14 protein-coding genes are annotated in these 19,537 nt (G+C 47.8%); 6 read left to right on the forward strand and 8 right to left on the reverse strand.

Annotation, left to right across the window (positions count from 1 at the left end; translation table 11 throughout):
- Nucleotides 1-153 precede the first annotated feature (153 nt).
- The 5 genes from EXU85_RS09690 to EXU85_RS09710 form a co-directional block, all read right to left on the reverse strand.
- Nucleotides 154-1,884, reverse strand: coding sequence for a RagB/SusD family nutrient uptake outer membrane protein (locus EXU85_RS09690; RefSeq protein WP_142771888.1), 1,731 nt, complete (start codon nucleotides 1,882-1,884; stop codon nucleotides 154-156).
- A gap of 85 nt (nucleotides 1,885-1,969) precedes the next feature.
- A complete protein-coding gene (locus EXU85_RS09695) occupies nucleotides 1,970-5,221 on the reverse strand; it encodes a SusC/RagA family TonB-linked outer membrane protein (RefSeq protein WP_371731996.1) in 3,252 nt (1,083 codons plus the stop codon).
- Between the two features lie 202 nt (nucleotides 5,222-5,423).
- Nucleotides 5,424-7,181: a phospho-sugar mutase gene (locus tag EXU85_RS09700; RefSeq protein ID WP_142771889.1), complete on the reverse strand. Its 1,758-nt coding sequence runs from the start codon at nucleotides 7,179-7,181 to the stop codon at nucleotides 5,424-5,426.
- Entirely contained in the window at nucleotides 7,172-7,597 is a 426-nt protein-coding gene (locus EXU85_RS09705) for a PIN domain-containing protein (RefSeq protein WP_168207766.1), read from the reverse strand. Before EXU85_RS09705 ends, EXU85_RS09700 begins: the two co-directional genes overlap by 10 nt.
- Entirely contained in the window at nucleotides 7,584-7,802 is a 219-nt protein-coding gene (locus EXU85_RS09710; RefSeq protein WP_142771891.1) for a hypothetical protein, read from the reverse strand. Before EXU85_RS09710 ends, EXU85_RS09705 begins: the two co-directional genes overlap by 14 nt.
- A gap of 223 nt (nucleotides 7,803-8,025) precedes the next feature.
- On the opposite strand from EXU85_RS09710, the gene EXU85_RS09715 reads away from it, so the two are divergent.
- Nucleotides 8,026-8,829: an SGNH/GDSL hydrolase family protein gene (locus EXU85_RS09715; protein WP_142771892.1), complete on the forward strand. Its 804-nt coding sequence runs from the start codon at nucleotides 8,026-8,028 to the stop codon at nucleotides 8,827-8,829.
- Nucleotides 8,830-8,904: 75 nt separating this feature from the next.
- Here EXU85_RS09715 and EXU85_RS09720 read toward each other — a convergent pair whose 3' ends face one another.
- Complete coding sequence (locus tag EXU85_RS09720; RefSeq protein ID WP_142771893.1) at nucleotides 8,905-10,206, reverse strand: DUF4249 domain-containing protein; 1,302 nt, start codon at nucleotides 10,204-10,206, stop codon at nucleotides 8,905-8,907.
- A gap of 192 nt (nucleotides 10,207-10,398) precedes the next feature.
- On the opposite strand from EXU85_RS09720, the gene EXU85_RS09725 reads away from it, so the two are divergent.
- Nucleotides 10,399-11,412 carry a serine hydrolase gene (locus tag EXU85_RS09725; protein ID WP_142771894.1) on the forward strand — a complete coding sequence of 338 codons (1,014 nt, stop codon included), beginning with the start codon at nucleotides 10,399-10,401 and terminating at the stop codon, nucleotides 11,410-11,412.
- A gap of 246 nt (nucleotides 11,413-11,658) precedes the next feature.
- On the opposite strand, the gene EXU85_RS09730 is transcribed toward EXU85_RS09725, so the two are convergent.
- Nucleotides 11,659-12,375 carry a hypothetical protein gene (locus tag EXU85_RS09730; RefSeq protein WP_142771895.1) on the reverse strand — a complete coding sequence of 239 codons (717 nt, stop codon included), beginning with the start codon at nucleotides 12,373-12,375 and terminating at the stop codon, nucleotides 11,659-11,661.
- 377 nt (nucleotides 12,376-12,752) lie between these two features.
- On the opposite strand from EXU85_RS09730, the gene EXU85_RS09735 reads away from it, so the two are divergent.
- The 4 genes from EXU85_RS09735 (at nucleotide 12,753) to EXU85_RS09750 (ending at nucleotide 18,404) form a co-directional block, all read left to right on the forward strand.
- Nucleotides 12,753-15,149 carry a TonB-dependent receptor gene (locus EXU85_RS09735; protein WP_142771896.1) on the forward strand — a complete coding sequence of 799 codons (2,397 nt, stop codon included), beginning with the start codon at nucleotides 12,753-12,755 and terminating at the stop codon, nucleotides 15,147-15,149.
- Between the two features lie 290 nt (nucleotides 15,150-15,439).
- A complete protein-coding gene (locus tag EXU85_RS09740) occupies nucleotides 15,440-15,838 on the forward strand; it encodes a hypothetical protein (RefSeq protein ID WP_142771897.1) in 399 nt (132 codons plus the stop codon).
- 19 nt (nucleotides 15,839-15,857) lie between these two features.
- On the forward strand, nucleotides 15,858-17,039 hold the full coding sequence (locus EXU85_RS09745) for a DUF4249 domain-containing protein (protein ID WP_142771898.1): 1,182 nt from the start codon (nucleotides 15,858-15,860) through the stop codon (nucleotides 17,037-17,039).
- A 24-nt stretch (nucleotides 17,040-17,063) separates the two neighbouring features.
- Nucleotides 17,064-18,404 carry a DUF4249 domain-containing protein gene (locus tag EXU85_RS09750; protein ID WP_142771899.1) on the forward strand — a complete coding sequence of 447 codons (1,341 nt, stop codon included), beginning with the start codon at nucleotides 17,064-17,066 and terminating at the stop codon, nucleotides 18,402-18,404.
- A gap of 70 nt (nucleotides 18,405-18,474) precedes the next feature.
- On the opposite strand, the gene EXU85_RS09755 is transcribed toward EXU85_RS09750, so the two are convergent.
- Nucleotides 18,475-19,536, reverse strand: a complete 1,062-nt coding sequence (locus EXU85_RS09755; protein WP_142771900.1) for an NAD-dependent epimerase/dehydratase family protein — start codon at nucleotides 19,534-19,536, stop codon at nucleotides 18,475-18,477.
- Nucleotide 19,537: the final 1 nt, after the last annotated feature.

The raw sequence follows: 19,537 nt of genomic DNA on the forward strand, positions 1-19,537 counted from the left end.
TTTTTTCTTTCAACTACCCAAAATTTATCTCTAAATACTTCCTTATCCCTGATAGATTTATGCCTATGAAGCTTGCTAAGCTGTACTGAGTTGGAACAAAAAAAGGGACTAAGTAAGCGATACTTAGTCCCTCCGAAATAAGGTTGATGACGTTTAATTATATCCTGGATTCTGAGTCAAGGTTTCTTTCCCATCTTTTTTACTGTTGAAAATCTCCTGGATTGGAATAGGGAAATATTCGTGCTGGCCTTTGATAAACTTGACGCCGTTCAGGTAAATCCGTTTAGGAGCTTCGCCAACATAATAGGCGTTTAAAACCTGATCGGCTATTCCCCAGCGCACAAGATCGAACCGACGATGGCCTTCCATGCCGAATTCCAGCCGTTCTTCAAACTGAACGGCTTTGCGGGCCGTAGCCTGATCCGTCCAGGATGCGCTGTACGGTTTAATGACGTAATTAGCTGCAGCTGTTCCATCGGCATTTTTTACAAATCCATCGGGGTTAGCCGCCCGTTGGCGAACCTGATTGACGTAGCCGCGTGCTTTGTTCAGGTCGCCAATTTCCACTTCAACCTCTGCTAACCAAAGCAATACGTGGTCGTAACGAATCATGCGGTAGTTGTTGGCATTCAGGCGAGGGTTACCGGCAAAGGTGTTTGTACCCACATCCGATTTGTACATCACGTGCTTTTTGGGCGAATAAGGGCCACCGTAGGCCTGATCACGAACATAGGCTTTGCCCGGATGAACGCCCCAGTCCAGATAGGGAATACCCCGGCGACCAACCGTCCAGTCCAGCCGTGGATCAACCGGGCCTGCGTAAGGCGTAAATGGCGCTGTTGATTCGACACCCTGATCGCTGGGCAGGTCCGACGCATTAAAGGTGTCTACCAGTGGCAATCCATTGGCATCGGTTTTGAAAGCGTTCACCAGATTTTGCGAAGGCTGGAAGAAACCGCAGCAGGTTGTTACACCACCACCACCATATGGATAGTTCAGGGTAGAGCCAATGTTGCCGTTTTCACCACCTGATGCGCCATCGTTAACTGAATACTGCACCTCAAAAATCGACTCCGTATTGTTGTTGGTTACGGCCTTAAAGTTGTCGTGATACCGGTCCATTAACTTATACTGACCACTGGCCACAATGGCCTCCAGCAGTGGCTTGGCTTCGGCATACTTTTTCTGAAACAAATAAGCCTTGGCGAGGGTAGCACCAGCCGCCCATTTCGTTGGCCGACCAACCTGAGTTTGTTTGGTGGGCAGTACGTCGTAAGCAGCTTTGATATCGGCTATGATATTGGGCCATATGTCGGTGCTATTCGCTACTTTGGTGCTCTCCAGATCGTTCGGATTGTAGATCTTCTCGTCGATGTAAGGCACCATATTGAACATTTTCTTGAGTTCAAGATGGTAGTGCCCCCGTAAGAAACGGGCTTCGGCGATGACTTGGGCTTTCTCCGCATCGGTCATGTCTTTGGCTGCCGCCACAGCCTGTAACACATCGTTTGAGCGGGCGATGCCGTCGTACATACCCCGCCATTTACCCCGAAAATAGATGTTGTCAGACTGGATATTACCCTGTTCGATCAGTGAAATAGGCGGTTGGTCACCAGCAATAGTTCCTTTATAGGCGTCATCACTGGCAACACTGCCATACACCCAGTTATCGGCCCCCACATTGTACGAGCGGTAGGCACCTTCGGCCGTTGCCCAGCCATCCAGAAGGGAATAGGCACCAATTAGTAGAGCATTTACGCCTGTTTTGTTTTGCAGTACACTGACCGCTAAGGCCGCTTTAGGCTGCACATCTAAGAACTTGTCGGAGCAGGAAGTTGCCACTGCCAGACAAAGCGTAGTTATGAATATCGTTAGTTTTTTCATGGCTATGAATGGATAATGAATAATGGAAAATGAAAAGAGACTCTTTGGCCATATTCCTTATTCATTGTTCATTTTACATTATTAATTAAAATGCTAGATTCAGACCTACTAATACCGTTTTAGCGACTGGATATGAACCTCCATCGACGCCGATCTGACGGTCGTTACCAGCCGAATAAGCGCGAAGGTTGATCTCAGGATCCATACCCGAATACTTGGTAACCGTCAACAGGTTTTGTCCCTGTATGTAAACCGACGTAGCGGATAAACCTAGTTTCGACAGTAATCCCTGCGGTAGCTGGTAAGTCAACTGGATGTTTTTCATCCGGAAGTACGAACCGCTTTCCAGGTAATAGGTCGATGGCTGGATACTAACCTGATCGCTTGACCGGAGTTGGGGCAGAACGGCATCCGTTTTGCCGGGACGCCACGACTGATATAGCATCCGGGTGCTCCGGTTTCCGGCGAAGGTTGGGAAATCGGTCCAGTACTTGGTGTAGTTGAAAATCTGGTTGCCGTCAACCCCCTGTCCAAACAATGTTAGTCCGAAGTTTTTGTAATTCAGGCTCAGGTTCAGGCCGTAGGTGAATTTAGGGTGCGGGCTACCGATAATGCTCAGGTCTTTGGTATTGATCACACCATCGCCGTTGATGTCACGGAATTTAAACCGGCCGGCTACGTTCTCTGAGGCTGCATTGCCAAATTGCACAGGTGCAGCTTTAGCTTCCTCGTTAGTCTGGAAAATTCCATCAATCGTATAGCCAAAGAACGAGGCAATGGGGTAGTCCTGCTGGGTTACAACAAAGTTTTGAATCCGCTCATCATTGATCCCAAAATATTGCGTGCTGGGATCGCCATTGGTTTTCGTCACTACGTTACGATAGGTACTAAAGTTGGCACTTACGTTGTAGCTCAAACCGCTACCGCCGAGTTTATCTCCATAGCCAATCATCAGGTCAACACCCCGGTTGCGCATCGAACCGATGTTTTGGAATGGAACTGTAGCAACGCCCTGGGTAAGTGGTGCTTGTACGGGAAACAGCATGTCCGAAGTGGTACGGGTGTACCAGTCGAAACCGATGCTTAGCTTGTTTTTGAGCAACAGCGCGTCAAAACCAATGTTCAAACTGGTTGTGGTTTCCCACTTGGCCTTGGCGTTACCGAACTGGGTCAGCTCGTAGCCTGGAACAGCCGAGGTACGCGTGCCATTGATGTCGTAAAATGACGTAATAGGGTTCGTACTAAACTGCGTGTAGGAGTTGTAGTTGCCAATTTCCTGGTTACCTGTCTGACCCAGACCCGCCCGAAATTTCAGATCATTGATGAGTGTGATTGGCTTGAAGAAATTTTCTTTAGAAACCCGCCATCCCACACTGGCCGCTGGGAAGACTGCCGACCGGAATTCAGGCGCAAAACGAGATGATCGGTCACGACGAACGGTCAGGTCAATCAGGTATTTGTCATCCAGCGCATAGTTAAGTTTGGCAAACTCTGATGCCAACCGCCAGTTCGAAGCGCCACCATTGTTGGTCTGAACGCCTGTACCCGCGCTCAGATAGCGGTTTTCGATGTCATCCACGGCAAAGTTGGTGCGGCTGGCGTCAAAAAACTCAAAGTAGTTTTTAATTGACTCTGTACCGGCAATTAAGTTAAACCGATGCCGATCACCTAGCGACAGATTATAGGTCAGGGTGTTATACCAGGTCCATGTCCATTCATAGTTATTGTTGGTTTGTAGCTGGTTCGACCCTCTGGCTTCTGCCGATTCAATATCGCGGATAGTGTAGTTGCGGTAGTTGAATAGGTTATAGTCGATACCGAAACTCGTGCGAGCAGTCAGGTTAGGCAGAATGTCGACTTCGGCAAATGCATTGCCAAATAACCGGACTTCTTTTTGTACGTTGTCTTTGTTTCGATACAACAGCGCAACGGGGTTGTTTGCGTTGTCGAGGTCACCGCCACGAGTACCGGCAAAATTCCCGGCTACGTCGTACACCGGAATGATCGATTGAATTCGGTAAGCAAACGAAGTGGGGTTACTTTCCGCATTATTCCCATTGGGCTGGCCAAGGCGTTCACCATACGCTACCTGGAAATTCTGCCCGGCCCGAACCCGCTTATTGATATTAAACTCCGTATTTGCCCGCAGTGAATAGCGTTTGTAACCCGTGTACTTCATGATACCTTCCTGGTTGAAGTAGTTGAGCGACATGGCATACCGACCATTCTCATTACCACCCGATACACCCAGCTGATGGTTCTGAATCGGGGCTGTCTGGAAAATCTCTTCCAGCCAGTTCGTTCCTACTTTATTGGCTTTAGTGATCAGCAGGAATTTGGGCGAATTAATATCATTGTTGTAGTTCATATAGGTTCCGTCGGGGTTTTGAGCAACGCGTGGGTCGCTGGCCGAGGCACCCGTTGGTAGAACGTAGTCAGGAATAACAGGAGTTGGTCCATTTCCGAACTGGGAATGGATTGGATTGCCATTAGCACCCACTACCCCCGAGTTGATCCGGGATTCCCAGGTTAGCTGAGCATACTCCTGCGTGTTAAGCATGTCGAGCAACTTGCCATGCCGTTGCGAACCGTAGTAGGTATCGTAGGTGAACTTGGGTTTACCCGCTTTCCCTTTTTTCGTGGTGATAATGACTACGCCGTTACCAGCCCGCGACCCATAGATAGAAGCCGCCGAAGCATCTTTTAGGATCTGCATACTCTCTACATCATTGAGGTTCAGTGTGTTGAGGTTCCCCTTCGTTGGAACACCATCAATAACATAGAGTGGGGAGTTATCATTGATTGTTCCGAAACCACGAATACGAACCATCACGCCACCGCCAGGCGCATTCTCATTGCCAACCTGTACCCCCGCCACACGGCCCTGTAACGCTTGTCCAACGTTTGTGGCCGGAACGGATAGCAACTGTTTGGTATCTACAGTAGCTACTGCACCCGTAATATCGCGTTTCGCCTGAGCACCATAGCCCGTTACGACCACTTCATTTAGGGTTTTAATGTCAGGGGATAAGGCAAGGTTTATAGATGTGCGGGAGCCAATTGTCACATCCTGTGTAGCATAGCCGATAGCAGAGATCGTTAAAATGTCGCGACCCTGAGCCACATTCAATGAAAACTGCCCATTGGCATCGGTAACTACACCGGTTTGCGTTCCCTTTACAACAACGTTAGCACCAGGTAGTGCAGTGTTGTCGTTACCGTCTGTAATACGGCCTGTAATTTTGCGATCCTGGGCAAATGCCCCCACGCACAAGAGCCAGCTAAATAAAAATAGCGGCAGGGTGCGGTACGCTTGTCGTAAAGCGTTCTTCATCATAAGGTTTGGGAGAATATAAGGTAAGTAATAGTTAAAAATACATAGGTACTAATGCTTAAAGAGATTTATAAACAAATTCTAATTAATCTTTAATTAATCTTATTCCTTTATTTTTAATCACAAAAAAAGTCCGCTTGCTTGCGCAATGCGGACCTGGTATTTTATGGATATAGTATAGTCCTAAAGCGTGGTAATGTAAACGTTAGGTCAACTGTAACTCGTCGATTACTCGCTGCACTTTTGCCTTTAACTGAGCGTAGGTATCGTCGAAGGCTTCTTTACTTTCGAGCGGCTCTCGAACACTGACATAGAATTTGATTTTTGGTTCGGTACCCGATGGGCGGGCCGAAACTTTGGTGCCATCTTCGGTAAAGAACTGCAACACGTTCGACGATTCGATTCCCATTTTACCTGCCTCAATGGCCGATGTCTGACCATTCTGCGCATCCAGGCGTGTCAGGGCTTTATAGTCGTCAACGCGAACTACCGGCGAGCCAGCAATGGACTTGGGTGGATTGGCGCGGAAGTCGGCCATCATCTGTTGAATCTCTTCGGCCCCAGATTTACCTTTCTTAGTCAGCGATACCAGTGCTTCGTAATAGAACCCATTTTCCTGATACATCGCCATCAGCATATCGAACAGGCTCTTGCCCTGATCTTTAGCGTAGGCAGTCAGTTCGGCAATGATGGCGCAGGAGGCAATGGCATCTTTGTCGCGTACGAAATCGCCGATGAGGTAACCATAGCTTTCTTCGCCACCACCAATGAACTTCTCTTTGCCTTCCAGTTCACGAATGACTTCGGCAATGTATTTGAAGCCTGTTAGTGTGTTGTAGCAGGTAACCCCGTAATTTTTGCACATCTGGTCGATGAGGTCGGTAGTTACGATCGTCTTGGCTACGAACTCCTTACCAGTCAGTTTACCTGCATCTTTCCAGGCATTCAGCAGGTAATAAATGATCAGACTGGCCATCTGGTTGCCATTCAGCAACTCAAATTCGCCATGATGGTTGCGAGCACCGGCGCCAACGCGGTCGGCATCTGGGTCGGTAGCCATCACGAGGTCGGCGTTTAGTTTATTGGCCAGATCGAGCGCCAGTTGCATAGCCGCCCGCTCTTCGGGATTCGGCGATTTTACCGTTGGGAAATTGCCATCGGGCGTAGCTTGCTCTTCAACAATGTGAACATTATTGAAACCCAGGGCATCAAGTACACGTGGCACCAGCGTGATGCCCGTTCCATGGATTGGCGTGTACACGATGTTCAGATTGGCCTGCCGCTTGATGACATCCGGGTTCACTGCGTTCGACTTGACCCGCTCCACATAAGGCGCATCGATTTCTTCGTCGATCAGGTGAATCCGTTCGGGTATACCATCGAATTTAATCAAATCGACAGACGTGATTTTGTTCACCTCTTCAATGATCGCTTTGTCGTGCGGAGCTACGACCTGACCACCATCGTTCCAGTACACTTTATAGCCGTTATACTCGGGCGGGTTGTGCGAGGCCGTAACCACAATACCACTCTGGCAACCCAACTGCCGAATGGCGAACGACAATTCTGGTGTTGGGCGAAGAGCACTGAACAGATATACTTTGATGCCATTTGCCGAAAAAATATCGGCCACCAAGCGCGCAAACTCCGGGCTCATCCGGCGACTATCATGTGCAATAGCCACGCTGATGTCCTCGCCCGGAAAAGCGGCATTGATGTAATTGGAAAGCCCCTGCGTAGCTGCGCCAACGGTATAGCGGTTCATGCGGTTGGAGCCCACGCCCAGAATGCCGCGCAGACCACCCGTGCCAAATTCAAGGTCGCGGTAGAATGAATCGGTCAGCTCAGTAGTATTGCCAGAATCAATCAGGTGTTGAATCGATTCTTTAGTGGCGGCATCGTAATTGCCGCTAAGCCATTTATCAACGCGTTGCTGAGTAGGGGAGTCAAGGGTTACATCCATTGGTCAAGTGTAATAATTTGGGGTTTATTAATAGTAGACAATCGTTTATCATTAGTAATGAAAACCTCGCATTGGAGAACTACGGTTGCACCGAGTTGCATAGAATCCATTGCTATTAAGCTAAGTAATTGTGTTTGTAAGCTAAGGGCTTCATTGATAATCTCTGCTGTAATGGAAACGACATTCGTATGGGATACCGCAATAAGCTCATCAAATGCGCTTACTACATTCATGTGGTTTGCACGTAAAGGCTTTGTTTTAAACTCTAACCCGGTAAGGACAGAGGTTGTTACGACAACAGCGTGGTTTTGACAATACGTAAGAATGTATTTTACAATAGGTGCAAATTGCAAATGACCTTCAATCAAATAGATGAACGGAGACGTGTCGAGAAAAGCTGATTTAAAACCGTTCATTCGTTCGACTCTCATTTACATATAGCTGGGCATCCTGCTCCCAAATATCCTTGCCTATGCCAATATAGTTGTCGAAATTAGTTTGCGTAGGTACCATGGGTGTAGGTGTGGCCAATATTCGATCTACTAACTGATGAAGGAGTTTTAGCTTTTCATCAGGTTGTAATTTATCCACCTCGTTTAAAATCGCGTCAACGGCTTCCATGAGCTTGATCGGTTTATCGGCCAAAATTACAATTATACTAATACCTCACAAATTCACAGCTCAGATTCGAAGTTATATAGTGCCATTGATCCGTTGCATTGGCGAAGAAAGTCGTAAGTCTTTATGTGTCTTTAATTAATTTTTAATATACTACTTGCAACGCCTTTCAGATGCAAACGTATTAGGTGTAAATAAATGATTTTACATTTTAAATACATCTGTTATGACTATTCTGGTGATTGGTGGTTGTCAGGTCTATGGATACGGACTTACTGATAAAGAGTCTAGTTTTCTAGATCAATTTGTCTATCAGCTTAGCGAACAGGGATATCATCCTGAGGTAACCAGCTACGTTTTTCTTCCATTGGCCGACATTCGCGAAACACTAACTCATCTGGATTTATCACAATTCGATTTACTACTTATTCAGCCTGCCCATTATTACCTGCAGCACCCGCCCACGTTCTGGAAACTATTTAAAACGCCACCCCAGAAAGTGCCAGCACATGCGGGAGCAGGATTACGCATGACTGATCTTGACGCGCTACGAAATCTGCCGCTGTTACCACTCGAAAGAACACCCGCCAGTTGGGTAAAGCGAACAAAAAGCGTTCTTAAATGTTTACTGCTGACTTTAGGCAATCAGGCTGGCCTGGTGAAGCAGTTACTCTACGTGCAGCAGGAATTGACTGCCTTACTAAAGCAATTACAGATCCATCGCCAAAAGGTTTTCTTGTTAACGCCAACCCCGCATCGTGAGCTGGTGAGCCAGTGGTTGCGAAAACAGGGAAGATCCTTAGTCATACACGAAGGCCATCGGTGGGGAATAACTGTGTTAGATACGCATTCGATTATCAAGCCCCAGGAAGAGTTTTATATTTCCGATGATCCGAGTCATCTGAATGCTATCGGCCATGAACTGATGGGGCGGGCCTTATTCGCTTGCTATAACGCAAAACGAAATAGGCTATCTGATGTAGAGCAATCAGTCGAGTTACAGCCTAAACCAGCGATGGAGACTGCTTAGGTTAACAGGCTGTATTTTAAAAACAACTGCTCTGTATTTTTCGGAATACGACCTGTTTTTTCTGATTATTACGAATTAATCCTGCCAGCCAACTGGCTTAAACGGCGTTCGGCTGTCGCTGGGGACACAGATAGCGGTTACCGGTCGGGGAGGGCCGCCCAGGATTCGGATATTGGGGTAGGGGTAGAGCGGTTCGGGGATGGGTTGTCGTAGATTAAGCGAGTAGAACAATTCGGAACCCGGTAATTTAGATTCTCCAGCCGGGTCCGTCTGCCCGAATGGCAGGCCAATAATATCTTTCCGATCGAGCCAATGCCGGACCGCCGACACGGCCGACGCTGTGAAATACCCCACCACCCGTTCCTGACTATTGCTGGTATTCTGAATATTACCCACCGGAGCTGATGGTATGGGATCGGCGATACCGCCCACGTTCTGGGTTTGATCCTGGAAGCGCTTGAAATAGGTGTAGGCTGTTTTAGTCATTGATAATTGCCGGATTTCGACCAGACAGGCGGTACTATCGTAGTAGGGAATCTGGGCAATTTTTCGCTTTGTAATCAACCCACCGTTACTGTACTGGTCATCGAACACGTTGAGCGATGAACTGTACAATATCTCCCAGCATTGGGTACGGCAAGGGTAATCATAAACATATAAACCGCTTGCCAAAGGAGGTTGACTGGCCTCGAAATAATTAGTTGGTACGAAACAGCTTTCAAATGGCTGATCGCCGGATACGTAAAACGTTTTGTCTTTATACACGTGGTCAAGAATGGTATTGACCGCATAAATACCCTGCTGACAACTCCGGCACCAGGATTGTTTTTCCCATAATTTCCACTCCCAGCGGTAATAATTATGCTCCGTGGCCGGGTCTCTCCAGTCGATATACACATCATGCCCGGCCCGATAGCCGCCAGTTAATTGTTCTTCAACGGGCAAACTGGCAGGATTATACTGAGCCGATACCCGGTCAATCGCAGGAACAGCGGGCATAATTTGTGGAGTCGACTGGTAGTGTGTTCCATCGCTGAGGGTAAATCGGAGTTGGTAACTATGGCCGATCTGGCCTTTAAAATCGCTGGGTAACTGGTAACTGCCATCCTCGGTTTCATGACAGGAAATCACAAGCGAGGAATCAACGAGCACCTCAACAGTAGCTTTTGTGATGGGGACGCTGCCAAAACGACCCGTGAGTGGGTCGGCTTTTGAGCGATTGAGCCGAATAACTTGTGGTTCGGGCAGGTTCGTGATTGTTCCATCAACAACCAGCGTGTTCACTGTCCCGTTAATCGTCAGCTCAGCCGGATCAACACAGGCCGTGAGCAGGCGGGTTAAGAGAAAGACAGTAAGGGTAAAAACAAGAAAGCGCATGCGAGCTAAAAAAGGTAATTTAACCAGAATGTTTTGATAAATAACACGCTGGTTTATTTCTGCTCACCGATTAATCTGGAACTCTGTCAAAAATAGTAACCACCCATCTTTCTAAACTGCCAACTGTCAATTATTGACTCTTTACGATTATCGAAAACATAGCTTTGTTAAGCTATCGATCAATCTGTTCCTATGCGTATAAAAAAGAGGTTACTTATCAGCTTAATGCTAATCGGTTTTTTTGCTCGAGCCCAACAAACCCCTGCGTCAAAATCACAAGTTGAAACCTATTTGATGAATGCCCATAAAGATGGTTTGTTCAATGGGAACGTTTTAATCGTTGAAGGCGGTAAGGTTCTTCTGCGAAAATCAATTGGCTTTGCCGATGCTAGTAAACAGGTGATTTTGACTCCAGAATACCGGTTCCATATTGGCTCGATTGCTAAAGAGTTTGATGCGGTAGCAATCATGCTGTTAGTGGAACAGGGAAAATTGACATTGGATGACAAACTCGTAAAGTTTTTTCCAACCTTGCCAGAGTGGGCAAAACAAATCAGCGTCCGTAACTTAATGCAATACACGAGTGGTTTGCCAGAAATAAACTACCAGACAGTTCGTAGCGATGCCGATAATTGGAAAGATCTTATGGCTATCAGCCAACTAGATTTTGTGCCGGGCAGCAGTTATGCTTACAACAACAACAATACGTTCATGCGTCGTCAACTGGTCGAAAAAATCAGCGGCATGCGTTTTAAAGATTTCGTTGAACAAAGGATGCTGAAAAAAGCTGGGCTTAAAGAAGGCATTGTTGATCCAACGGATGCAGATTCGTTGTTGGCCAAATCGTTTAACAATAATTTCAAACAGGATAAGTTACAAGCGCCTATTTCTGGTTGGACCTGTGTTAATCTGGACGACCTTTATAAATGGTCAGCAAGTATTAATGCCTTTACATTGATTAGTCCCGAGTCAACAAATTTTATTTTGACACCTGTTGGACCAGACAGACAAGCCGGCCTTGGCCGGGGAACGATGGACAATAATCGTGTGCTTACCCACATTCACGATGGAGCCGCCTTACGGTACCAGGCACTTCTGATGGTGGATAACGCCAGAGGCAGAACGATTATCTTACTCACTAATCAGAAACATGACAATATATATGACCTGGGTAATGGCATTAAAGCAATTCTGGATAAGTTATGACTAGACCTATTCGCACAAGGTCAATAATTACTGATTATACGTGAACTCAATGGTATTAATGAAGTCCTCACCCCGATACGATTTCATTTGAGAAGTGTACCCATCAGGTTGATACGTGTATTCGTAGCGCCATAACGAAGTTCCTGAACATGATCGTGGATTGGTTAGCAACTTTATAGGAATCACTGCCTATGCAACACAAGTATGTTACTCACACGTACACTCATAGCCTAGCTACTGAGCGCGTTAGTGGCCTTTAATTTTATAAAGCACGCCAAACCGGATTACCGTGGAATTACATTCATTCCGCCCGCCAATCCAGCCACTTTTGTAATTATTCAGGCCATAGGCGTAGCTCGTATAAGCGCCAACCTTTCTATAAAATACAGCCACTTGCACTCGGGGCCTAATATCCGTTTTTATCCCTGTTCGGTCTAAAGAGGTACTGTACGTTTTACCATTATCCGCAGTAGCTTTTCCATGTTCCGTTGAACTCAACAGGTAACCAATATCAAGGCCACCCGTCAGATCCACCGAAATTTGGCGGATTCCTACTCGGTAACCCAGGTAAGGAAACGCATTCAGTTGCTTGTTCGATAGATAGGTTTGCCCGGTGGCTACATCCTGAAAAGTCCCCGTTTTATCATACCCGTTAACGCCCGTAATGGTTGTCTTACTTCGCAGGTTTTCATAGCCTACACTAACACCGGCAATAAAATTACTTCGGGAGATGCGTTGAATCTGGTAGGATGCACCATACGAAAGCCCATTTTTAGCCCCGAATGGATTGTTTGTATAGCCTGTAGTGCCATTAGACGCCAAATTCAGTTGAGAGCTTTTCTCCGCCGAATAGCCCTGAAACGAGAACAAGCCAGAATTTAAGGCCAGGATGGATTCGGTCTTCTGGCCAAAAGTCAGGTTGACCGTTAGGGTTGTTAACAGCAGTAAAAGTAACTTTTTCATAGCAGTGAACTAGATTCTTCTTACTGACCCGCTCTTAGGCTGAATAGTTGGAATGCTAGCGAAGATAGTTTTATGGCCAAACGGCTGTAAATGACCATCTATTCCTAATTCCTGACTGGCTGATTTATCAAAAAAAGTTGAGCTACAGGCCGCCCCGCCGTACGTTAACACAAGTATATAAAAGTTTCGCTATCCTTTATAATTAATGCATGTTGGTTGACTAATATTTTGGTTGAAAAGTACGATACGTGCTAAACGAATCTTAAAATAAAACCAGCTGACAGCGTTTCCCGTCCTTAATACGTCTAGGTTGATAACCAGACAAATTAGCACGCCACGCTAAAGGCAACTGTCCTACACCTTTACCTTTTCTTTTCATGATTCGATCACTACTTGTAATTGTAGTTCTGGCTATTGGAGCGTCGGTAGCCCATGCTCAGATACTGTATACACTTTCCGGTACCGTTCGCGACTCCGCCAGTCATCAGCCCATTGTGCGGGCAGCCGTGGTACTCGACTATGAAAAGTCTACCACCGGTACCTACACAGATGCAGAAGGGCATTTCTCCATTAAAACCCGAATAGGACAGCATATTCTGGTGGTACGAAGTCTGGGCTTTGTTCCGTTTCGGACCACCATCAACCTGCGCGAGAATACCGTCCTCAACGTTCGACTTCCTTCCGTATCCAGTCAGTTAGAAGAGGTTGTCGTCACCAGCAAGGGCTACGACCGAAACGTACGTCAGCCGCTGCTGGGCGTGAGCCAGATTAATATCGCTACCCTCAAAAAGATGCCAGCAGCCCTGGGGGAAGTCGATATTCTGAGGAGTCTGCAAATGCTGCCCGGTGTAACTAGCGTGGGCGAAGCGGCCAACGGGGTCAATATCCGGGGCGGTACCACCGACCAAAACCTGATCCTGCTCGATGATACCCCGATTTTCAACCCGACGCACATGTTCGGGCTTTTCTCGGTCTTTCCGCCCGATGCTGTGGGAGGTCTGGATTTATACAAAGGAAACGTACCGGCTCGTTACGGCGGTCGGGCGGCTTCAGTGCTGGACATTAGTCTTCGAAATCCCGATCTGAATCAGTTTCATTTAACGGGTGGGGTGAGTTTGGTGGCCAATCGGCTAACGGTCGAAACGCCAATTATTAAAGGCAAACTGGCCCTGATGGTATCGGGGAGAGGGGCATTCAACGATTTTCTATTGCGGGCTGTTTCACCTCGTTTTGATAACATCCGGGCTAAATTTGGCGATGGGACCGCCAAGCTATTTTGGCGAGTCAACGACAAAAACACGGTGACAGCCATGGGCTATTACAGCCAGGATTTGTTTCAGACGAATCTACTGGGAAGTCTGGCTAATGTCAATGCTGTAAATACCCAATATGCCCAGCAAACGGCTAACGGTATGGTGCGCTGGTTTCACGCGTTCAATGATCGGCTAAATCTGCAAACAACGGCGCTAGTGGCGCAATACATTCCCCGAATTCTATCGACTGAGGACAGTACCGACAACAAAGTGGTATTGAAACAATCGCTGCTGCAACGACAAGTTAAGTCGAACCTGAACTACCAGTTAGAAAACCAGAAGATCGAGGTCGGTATTAGCGGCACGCACTATCGGCTGAATCCCGGCGAGTTGATACCGGGAAATAGTCTGGCGGTAAACTATCAGAAAACCCCGATTGAAAATGCACTGGAATTTGGGATTCATGCTGAGGATGAGATTAGTTTGACGGATAAGCTGGCCGTATCGGCGGGCCTGCGTTACTCCCATTTCCTGAATCTCGGGCCTTCCGTCGTCCGCCGATACGTGAACGGTGAAGTGGCCGATGCTACAACGGTTGTGGATTCTACGGTGTACGGAGCTGGCCAGGTAACGAAGCAATACGGCGGGCTGGAGCCCCGGCTGGGTTTGCGGTATGCGCTAACACCCAATTCCTCCATTAAGCTGGGCTATAACTTGATGCGGCAGTATTTGCAGGTGATCACCAATACCACCACGCCTTTACCTACATCGCGCTGGAAAACGTCGGATGCGCATATTCAACCCCAGGTGAGTCAGTTGTTTTCGGCGGGTTATTTTCAGAATTCGAAGAATAACATTTTTGAGTTATCGGCCGAGGTATACTGGCGCAGCACGCAGCATATTCTGGATTACAAACCGGGTGCCGATTTCCTGCTGCAACCCTATCCCGAAACACAACTGCTTCCTGGAAAGAGCAAAGCCTACGGACTGGAAGTGATGGTTTCTAAGAAGAAAGGCGAGCTGACCGGCTGGGTCAACTACACCTTTGCCCGCACCCTGAATCAGGTGAACGAAGGGGTTGATTTTCAGCAGCAGATCAACGGGGGCAACTGGTACCGGGCCAACTACGACCGTCCGCACAGCCTGAACATGAGCCTGACCATCAACCAGGGGAAACACCACAGTTTTTCGTTCAACTTCGCCTATAGTTCGGGTCGTCCCTATACGGCACCAGAAGGATTCATTCGCTATCAGGGGCGAACCTACCCGTATTACGACGAGCGCAACCAGTATCGGTTGCCGGATTATCACCGGCTCGACTTCGCTTGGAACATCTACAATCCGAGTATGAAAAACCGGCGCTGGCAGGGGCATTGGACCTTTACCGTCTACAATTTGTATGGCCGGAAGAATGTGTATTCGATCTTCTACCGCACGGAGGGACAGGCCACGAACCCCTACCGACTCAGCATCTTTGGCGCCCCCATCCCGAGTTTGACCTACAATTTCGAGTTCAAGTAACCACTCAACGGTATGCGTCCAATAGCAATACCTATACTGATTTGTTTATGTAGTTGCCTGGGACTCGTTACCTGTGTTGACCCGATGGAATCAACTATAAACAGTTCGCTTAATGTCATCATTGTAGTCCCCATTGATAAGATACATGCTCAGTTTAACCTCAAAAGTCTGTCTCCCTCATTTCGGGGCTACTATACCTCGGGCCATGATGTGTTTATCGAGTTGGAGGACCCCGTCGACCAGCGAAACTACTACCGCTGGGATTGGATTGACTACGAGCCTCAGCACTGGTGTCGCAGAGGTACTTTAAACTCTTTCAGGAGCAGACGCAGAATTCAGGCGGCTTAGCCGATACACCCCCAACGGCGTTGGCTGGAAATGTGCATAATGTAGCGAACATAAAAGAAGCGGTGGTTGGCTATTTTACGGCATCAATGATATCAGAAAAACCGATTTATATCGATCGAAAGGATACCGAGGGATTCCCGTTCGGCAAAGATCCTGCGGGCTATTCGGGCGTGGAGGGCGAAGAACTGTTTTTCGCACTGAACAGTCGCCAGCCCATTCCAGAACCCCGTCCCCCTTATGAGATTCGGATATTCATTGATGGTACACTTCGTCCACCGACTGCCAGTTGCGCGCCTATTGATCAACGAACTCCATTTAAGCCGGTAGGCTGGCCTGACTAACGCACCAACTGACTACATTATGAATACCTTCTTTTCATCATTTCGTCTGTTTTTCTTATTGACTGGCTGGCTGCTGCTGTCCATAGCGGTTTCCTGCGTTGACTCAGTTGAATCAACGGTAAACAGCTCACTCAATGTCATCATTGTAGATGGGACAATTACAGATGTAGCTGAACAACAGGTTATTCGACTTAGTCGCTCACAAGCTGATCGGCTTACCGGTCGATTTGGTTCTGTGCCAATAACCCAGGCCACGGTAACCATTATAGTTGATTCATCGGAAGTTATTTCCTGTCATGAAACCGTAGATGGGAGTTATCAACTCCCCAGCGATTTTAAAGGACAGGTGGGTCATGCCTATCAACTCCAGTTTACATTGAGTGATGATGCACATTATGAGTCGAGTACTGAGGTTTTGCAACCTGTTGCGCCAATTACGCTGGTTCGTGCCCAGTTTAATTCAAACAGCCTGAGTTCAACCCAGCGATTAAACAATGTATATACGGCGGCCCATGACTTTTATGTAGACTTTACTGATCCTGCTGATCAAACCAATTACTATCGATGGGAATGGAAAGACTGGGAACATCAGGAGTGGTGCCGAAATTGCCGGGGAGGACGTTATCAAATCACGAATGACCAGGGTGCTCTGATCGAAGATTGTGTGAATGAGCAGTTCGCGTATCCTGCCTTTGACTACAATTGCCGGACCCAGTGCTGGGAGATTTTGTACAGCAATGACTTAACGCTATTCGATGACCAGTATACCAATGGGAATACCGTTAAAGCCCTGCGGGTGGCCAAGGTTCCCCTCTATTCAAAAGAGCACTGCTTAGTTGAGATTCGACAGACCTCATTATCGAAGCAAGGGTATGCCTATTTCAAACGGCTGAATGACCAGACCCAGAACTCGGGTGGTGTAGCCGGGGCTCAACCCGCTCTGTTGGTGGGAAATATCTATAATCGGGTGAAAAAGAATGAACCCGTAGTTGGCTACTTCAGCGCGTCGGGTGTTTCGTCGATGCGGTACTGGTTAACCCGAAATGACGCAACTGGATTTACACCAGGTCTATTTCAAGCGCTTATGGGCCGCGATCCGGTTAACGAACCAAGTTATTATGGCCGTTATCGCCCACCGTTGGCGGTGTGTGTATCCAGTGAGAGTCGAACGCCGGTTAAACCACTGGGCTGGCAGGAGTAAGTGAATGCCTTTAACACATGTACTATGATTCACACCTCTTTATCAATTCGTCTGTTTTCCCGACTGCTGGTCTGGCTACTGTTCGTTAGCGCTCTGGTTTCCTGCGTCGATCCTGAAGACCTGATACTGCGGGGTACGGTGGATATTATTGTGGTAGATGGGGCCATAACGAACCTGGCTGAAGAACAGATCATTCGGCTTAACCGCTCCAAATCGGACCCCCTCACCGGCCGATTTGGTACCCGGCCCATCACTAAAGCGACGGTCGAAGTGGTGGTCGATTCGGCGCAGGTCATCCCCTGCCATGAAACCGTGGACGGCACTTATCAACTGCCCAGCGATTTTAAAGGCCAGATCGGTCATGCCTATCAACTCCGGTTTACCCTTAGTGATGGCGCCCAATATGTATCAAGTCAGCAGGTTATTCAGGCTGTGCCACCCATTGATAAGGTGACATCTCAGTTTAATCCCAAAAGTATTTTCCCCGCTTTAGCTGGATTTTATACCGCTGGTCATGACCTATTTATAGATACCCGTGACCCTGCCGAAACTCGAAATTATTACCGCTGGGACTGGAAGCTCTACGAAAGACAGGAGTGGTGTAAAACTTGCTACCAAGGTGTTTACGCCATTTTTGGCGATATTACGACCCAGTTAATGGAAAACCCTCCGCCAGCAGGGAACTATTACATCTATACATCCGGCAACAAGAAACTGCTGGAAGACTGTTACTATGAACTGACACCCCCGCCATACTCGCTAAGAAACCCAGTCCCTGAATACAAATACGATTATAATTGCCGGACTAAGTGTTGGGAGATCATTTACAGCCACAACTTTAACCTCTTCAGCGATCAGTTTACAAATGGAGGATTGATCGTAAACCGAAATATAGCCCAAATCCCTTTTTACGACCGTAATCCAGGTTTGGTAGAAATTCGACAAAGTTCACTGACACCTGATGCCTACCGGTATTTTCAACTATTTCAACAACAGACCCAGAATACGGGCGGATTAGCCGATTCTCCTCCGTCGGCTCTGGCGGGTAATGTGCATAATGTAGCGAATAATCGAGAAGCGGTCGTTGGCTATTTCGCAGCTACATCGGTGGCCACGTTTCGTTACTGGCTGGATCGTAAAGATGCGTATGGCGTATCCTTGGGTGGGACTGCTCCAGGTGGTTACTCCGGTCTGCCAGGTGCTGAGCTATTTTACGCGCTTAATCTACGACTGCCTATACCCGAGCCTACTTTTCCAGAAGTGCCCCAGCTTCAGCTCCTTAGCGCACCTTCACGTCCACCAACAGCCATTTGTGCACCCAGCGATACGAAAACTCCTTATAAGCCCGAAGGCTGGCGGGATTAATGGTCAATAAAAAACGCCCCAACTCTAATAGAAGTTGGGTCACTACGTTGCTGCCAACAGAAGTAGCCAGTTACGTCAGAATCGGCTCCAGAGCGGCCCGATTTTCGTTGAGCCAGTCATGAATATCGCTCACAATCTCACGGATGCCGAGTTGGGGTTTCCAGCCGGTGAGGTTTGTTACGTTGGTGTTATCGGTGATGTACAGTCGGATATCGGCGGCTCGGTTTTCGGCAACTTGCGTGATGGGGATAGTTTTGCCCGTTATTTCCTGGCAAATCTGAGTCAATTCCTGCAACGACGCGCTGCTTTCGACACCACCACCCGCGTTCAGAATCTCACCGTTTACTTTGTCGAGGTTGTGTAATTCCCAGTCAATCAGTCTATACAGGTCGGCAATATGAAGCATGTCGCGGGTTTGTTTGCCTGTGCCGCCGTAGCCAATGTAGGCGAGCTTCTGCTCAAAATAGTGTTTGGCAATCCAGAGCACCATAACCCCCTGATCCACCTTCCCCATCTGCCAGGGTCCGGTAATCACCCCGCAACGGTTGATCACCGTTTTCAGTCCGTAAAATTCATTGTATTCCTGAATCAGTAACTCCGACGCCAGTTTCGTAGTGCCGTAAAGCGACCGGGCACCCGTGAGGGGAAAATCTTCGGCAATACCTTTCGACGATACGCCCGGAACGGGTTGGTTGTCGGTCAACACAAAGCGCGTATCGGCCTCTTCGAAATTGAGGGTTTCGATAGTCTTAATCGGATAAACACGGCTTGTCGACAGGAAAATGAAATTAGCTTTATGCTTGAGGGCATAATTCAGACAGTTAACGGTGCCAAATAGGTTGGTATTGATGAGGTAGTCGGGCGTACCATCCAGACCGGCCAGTACCGACGGTTCGGCGGAGGCTTCGATTACGGTATCGACGGCTGGGAGTGCGTCGAAATCTTCTTTGTTCCGAATGTCGCCGTGTAAAAACTCGATACCTGCCGCTTTTAACCGGGCCAGACTCAGTTCCGATCCACGCCGTTTGAGATTATCGAGTGCAAAGATCTGATACTGAGGATAGTTCTGTTTTAATGAAATGGCCAGCGATGAGCCAACAAATCCGGCTCCGCCGGTGATGAGAAGTTTCATA

Origin of the sequence: Spirosoma sp. KCTC 42546, from assembly GCF_006965485.1 — a bacterium.
GTDB lineage: Bacteria > Bacteroidota > Bacteroidia > Cytophagales > Spirosomataceae > Spirosoma.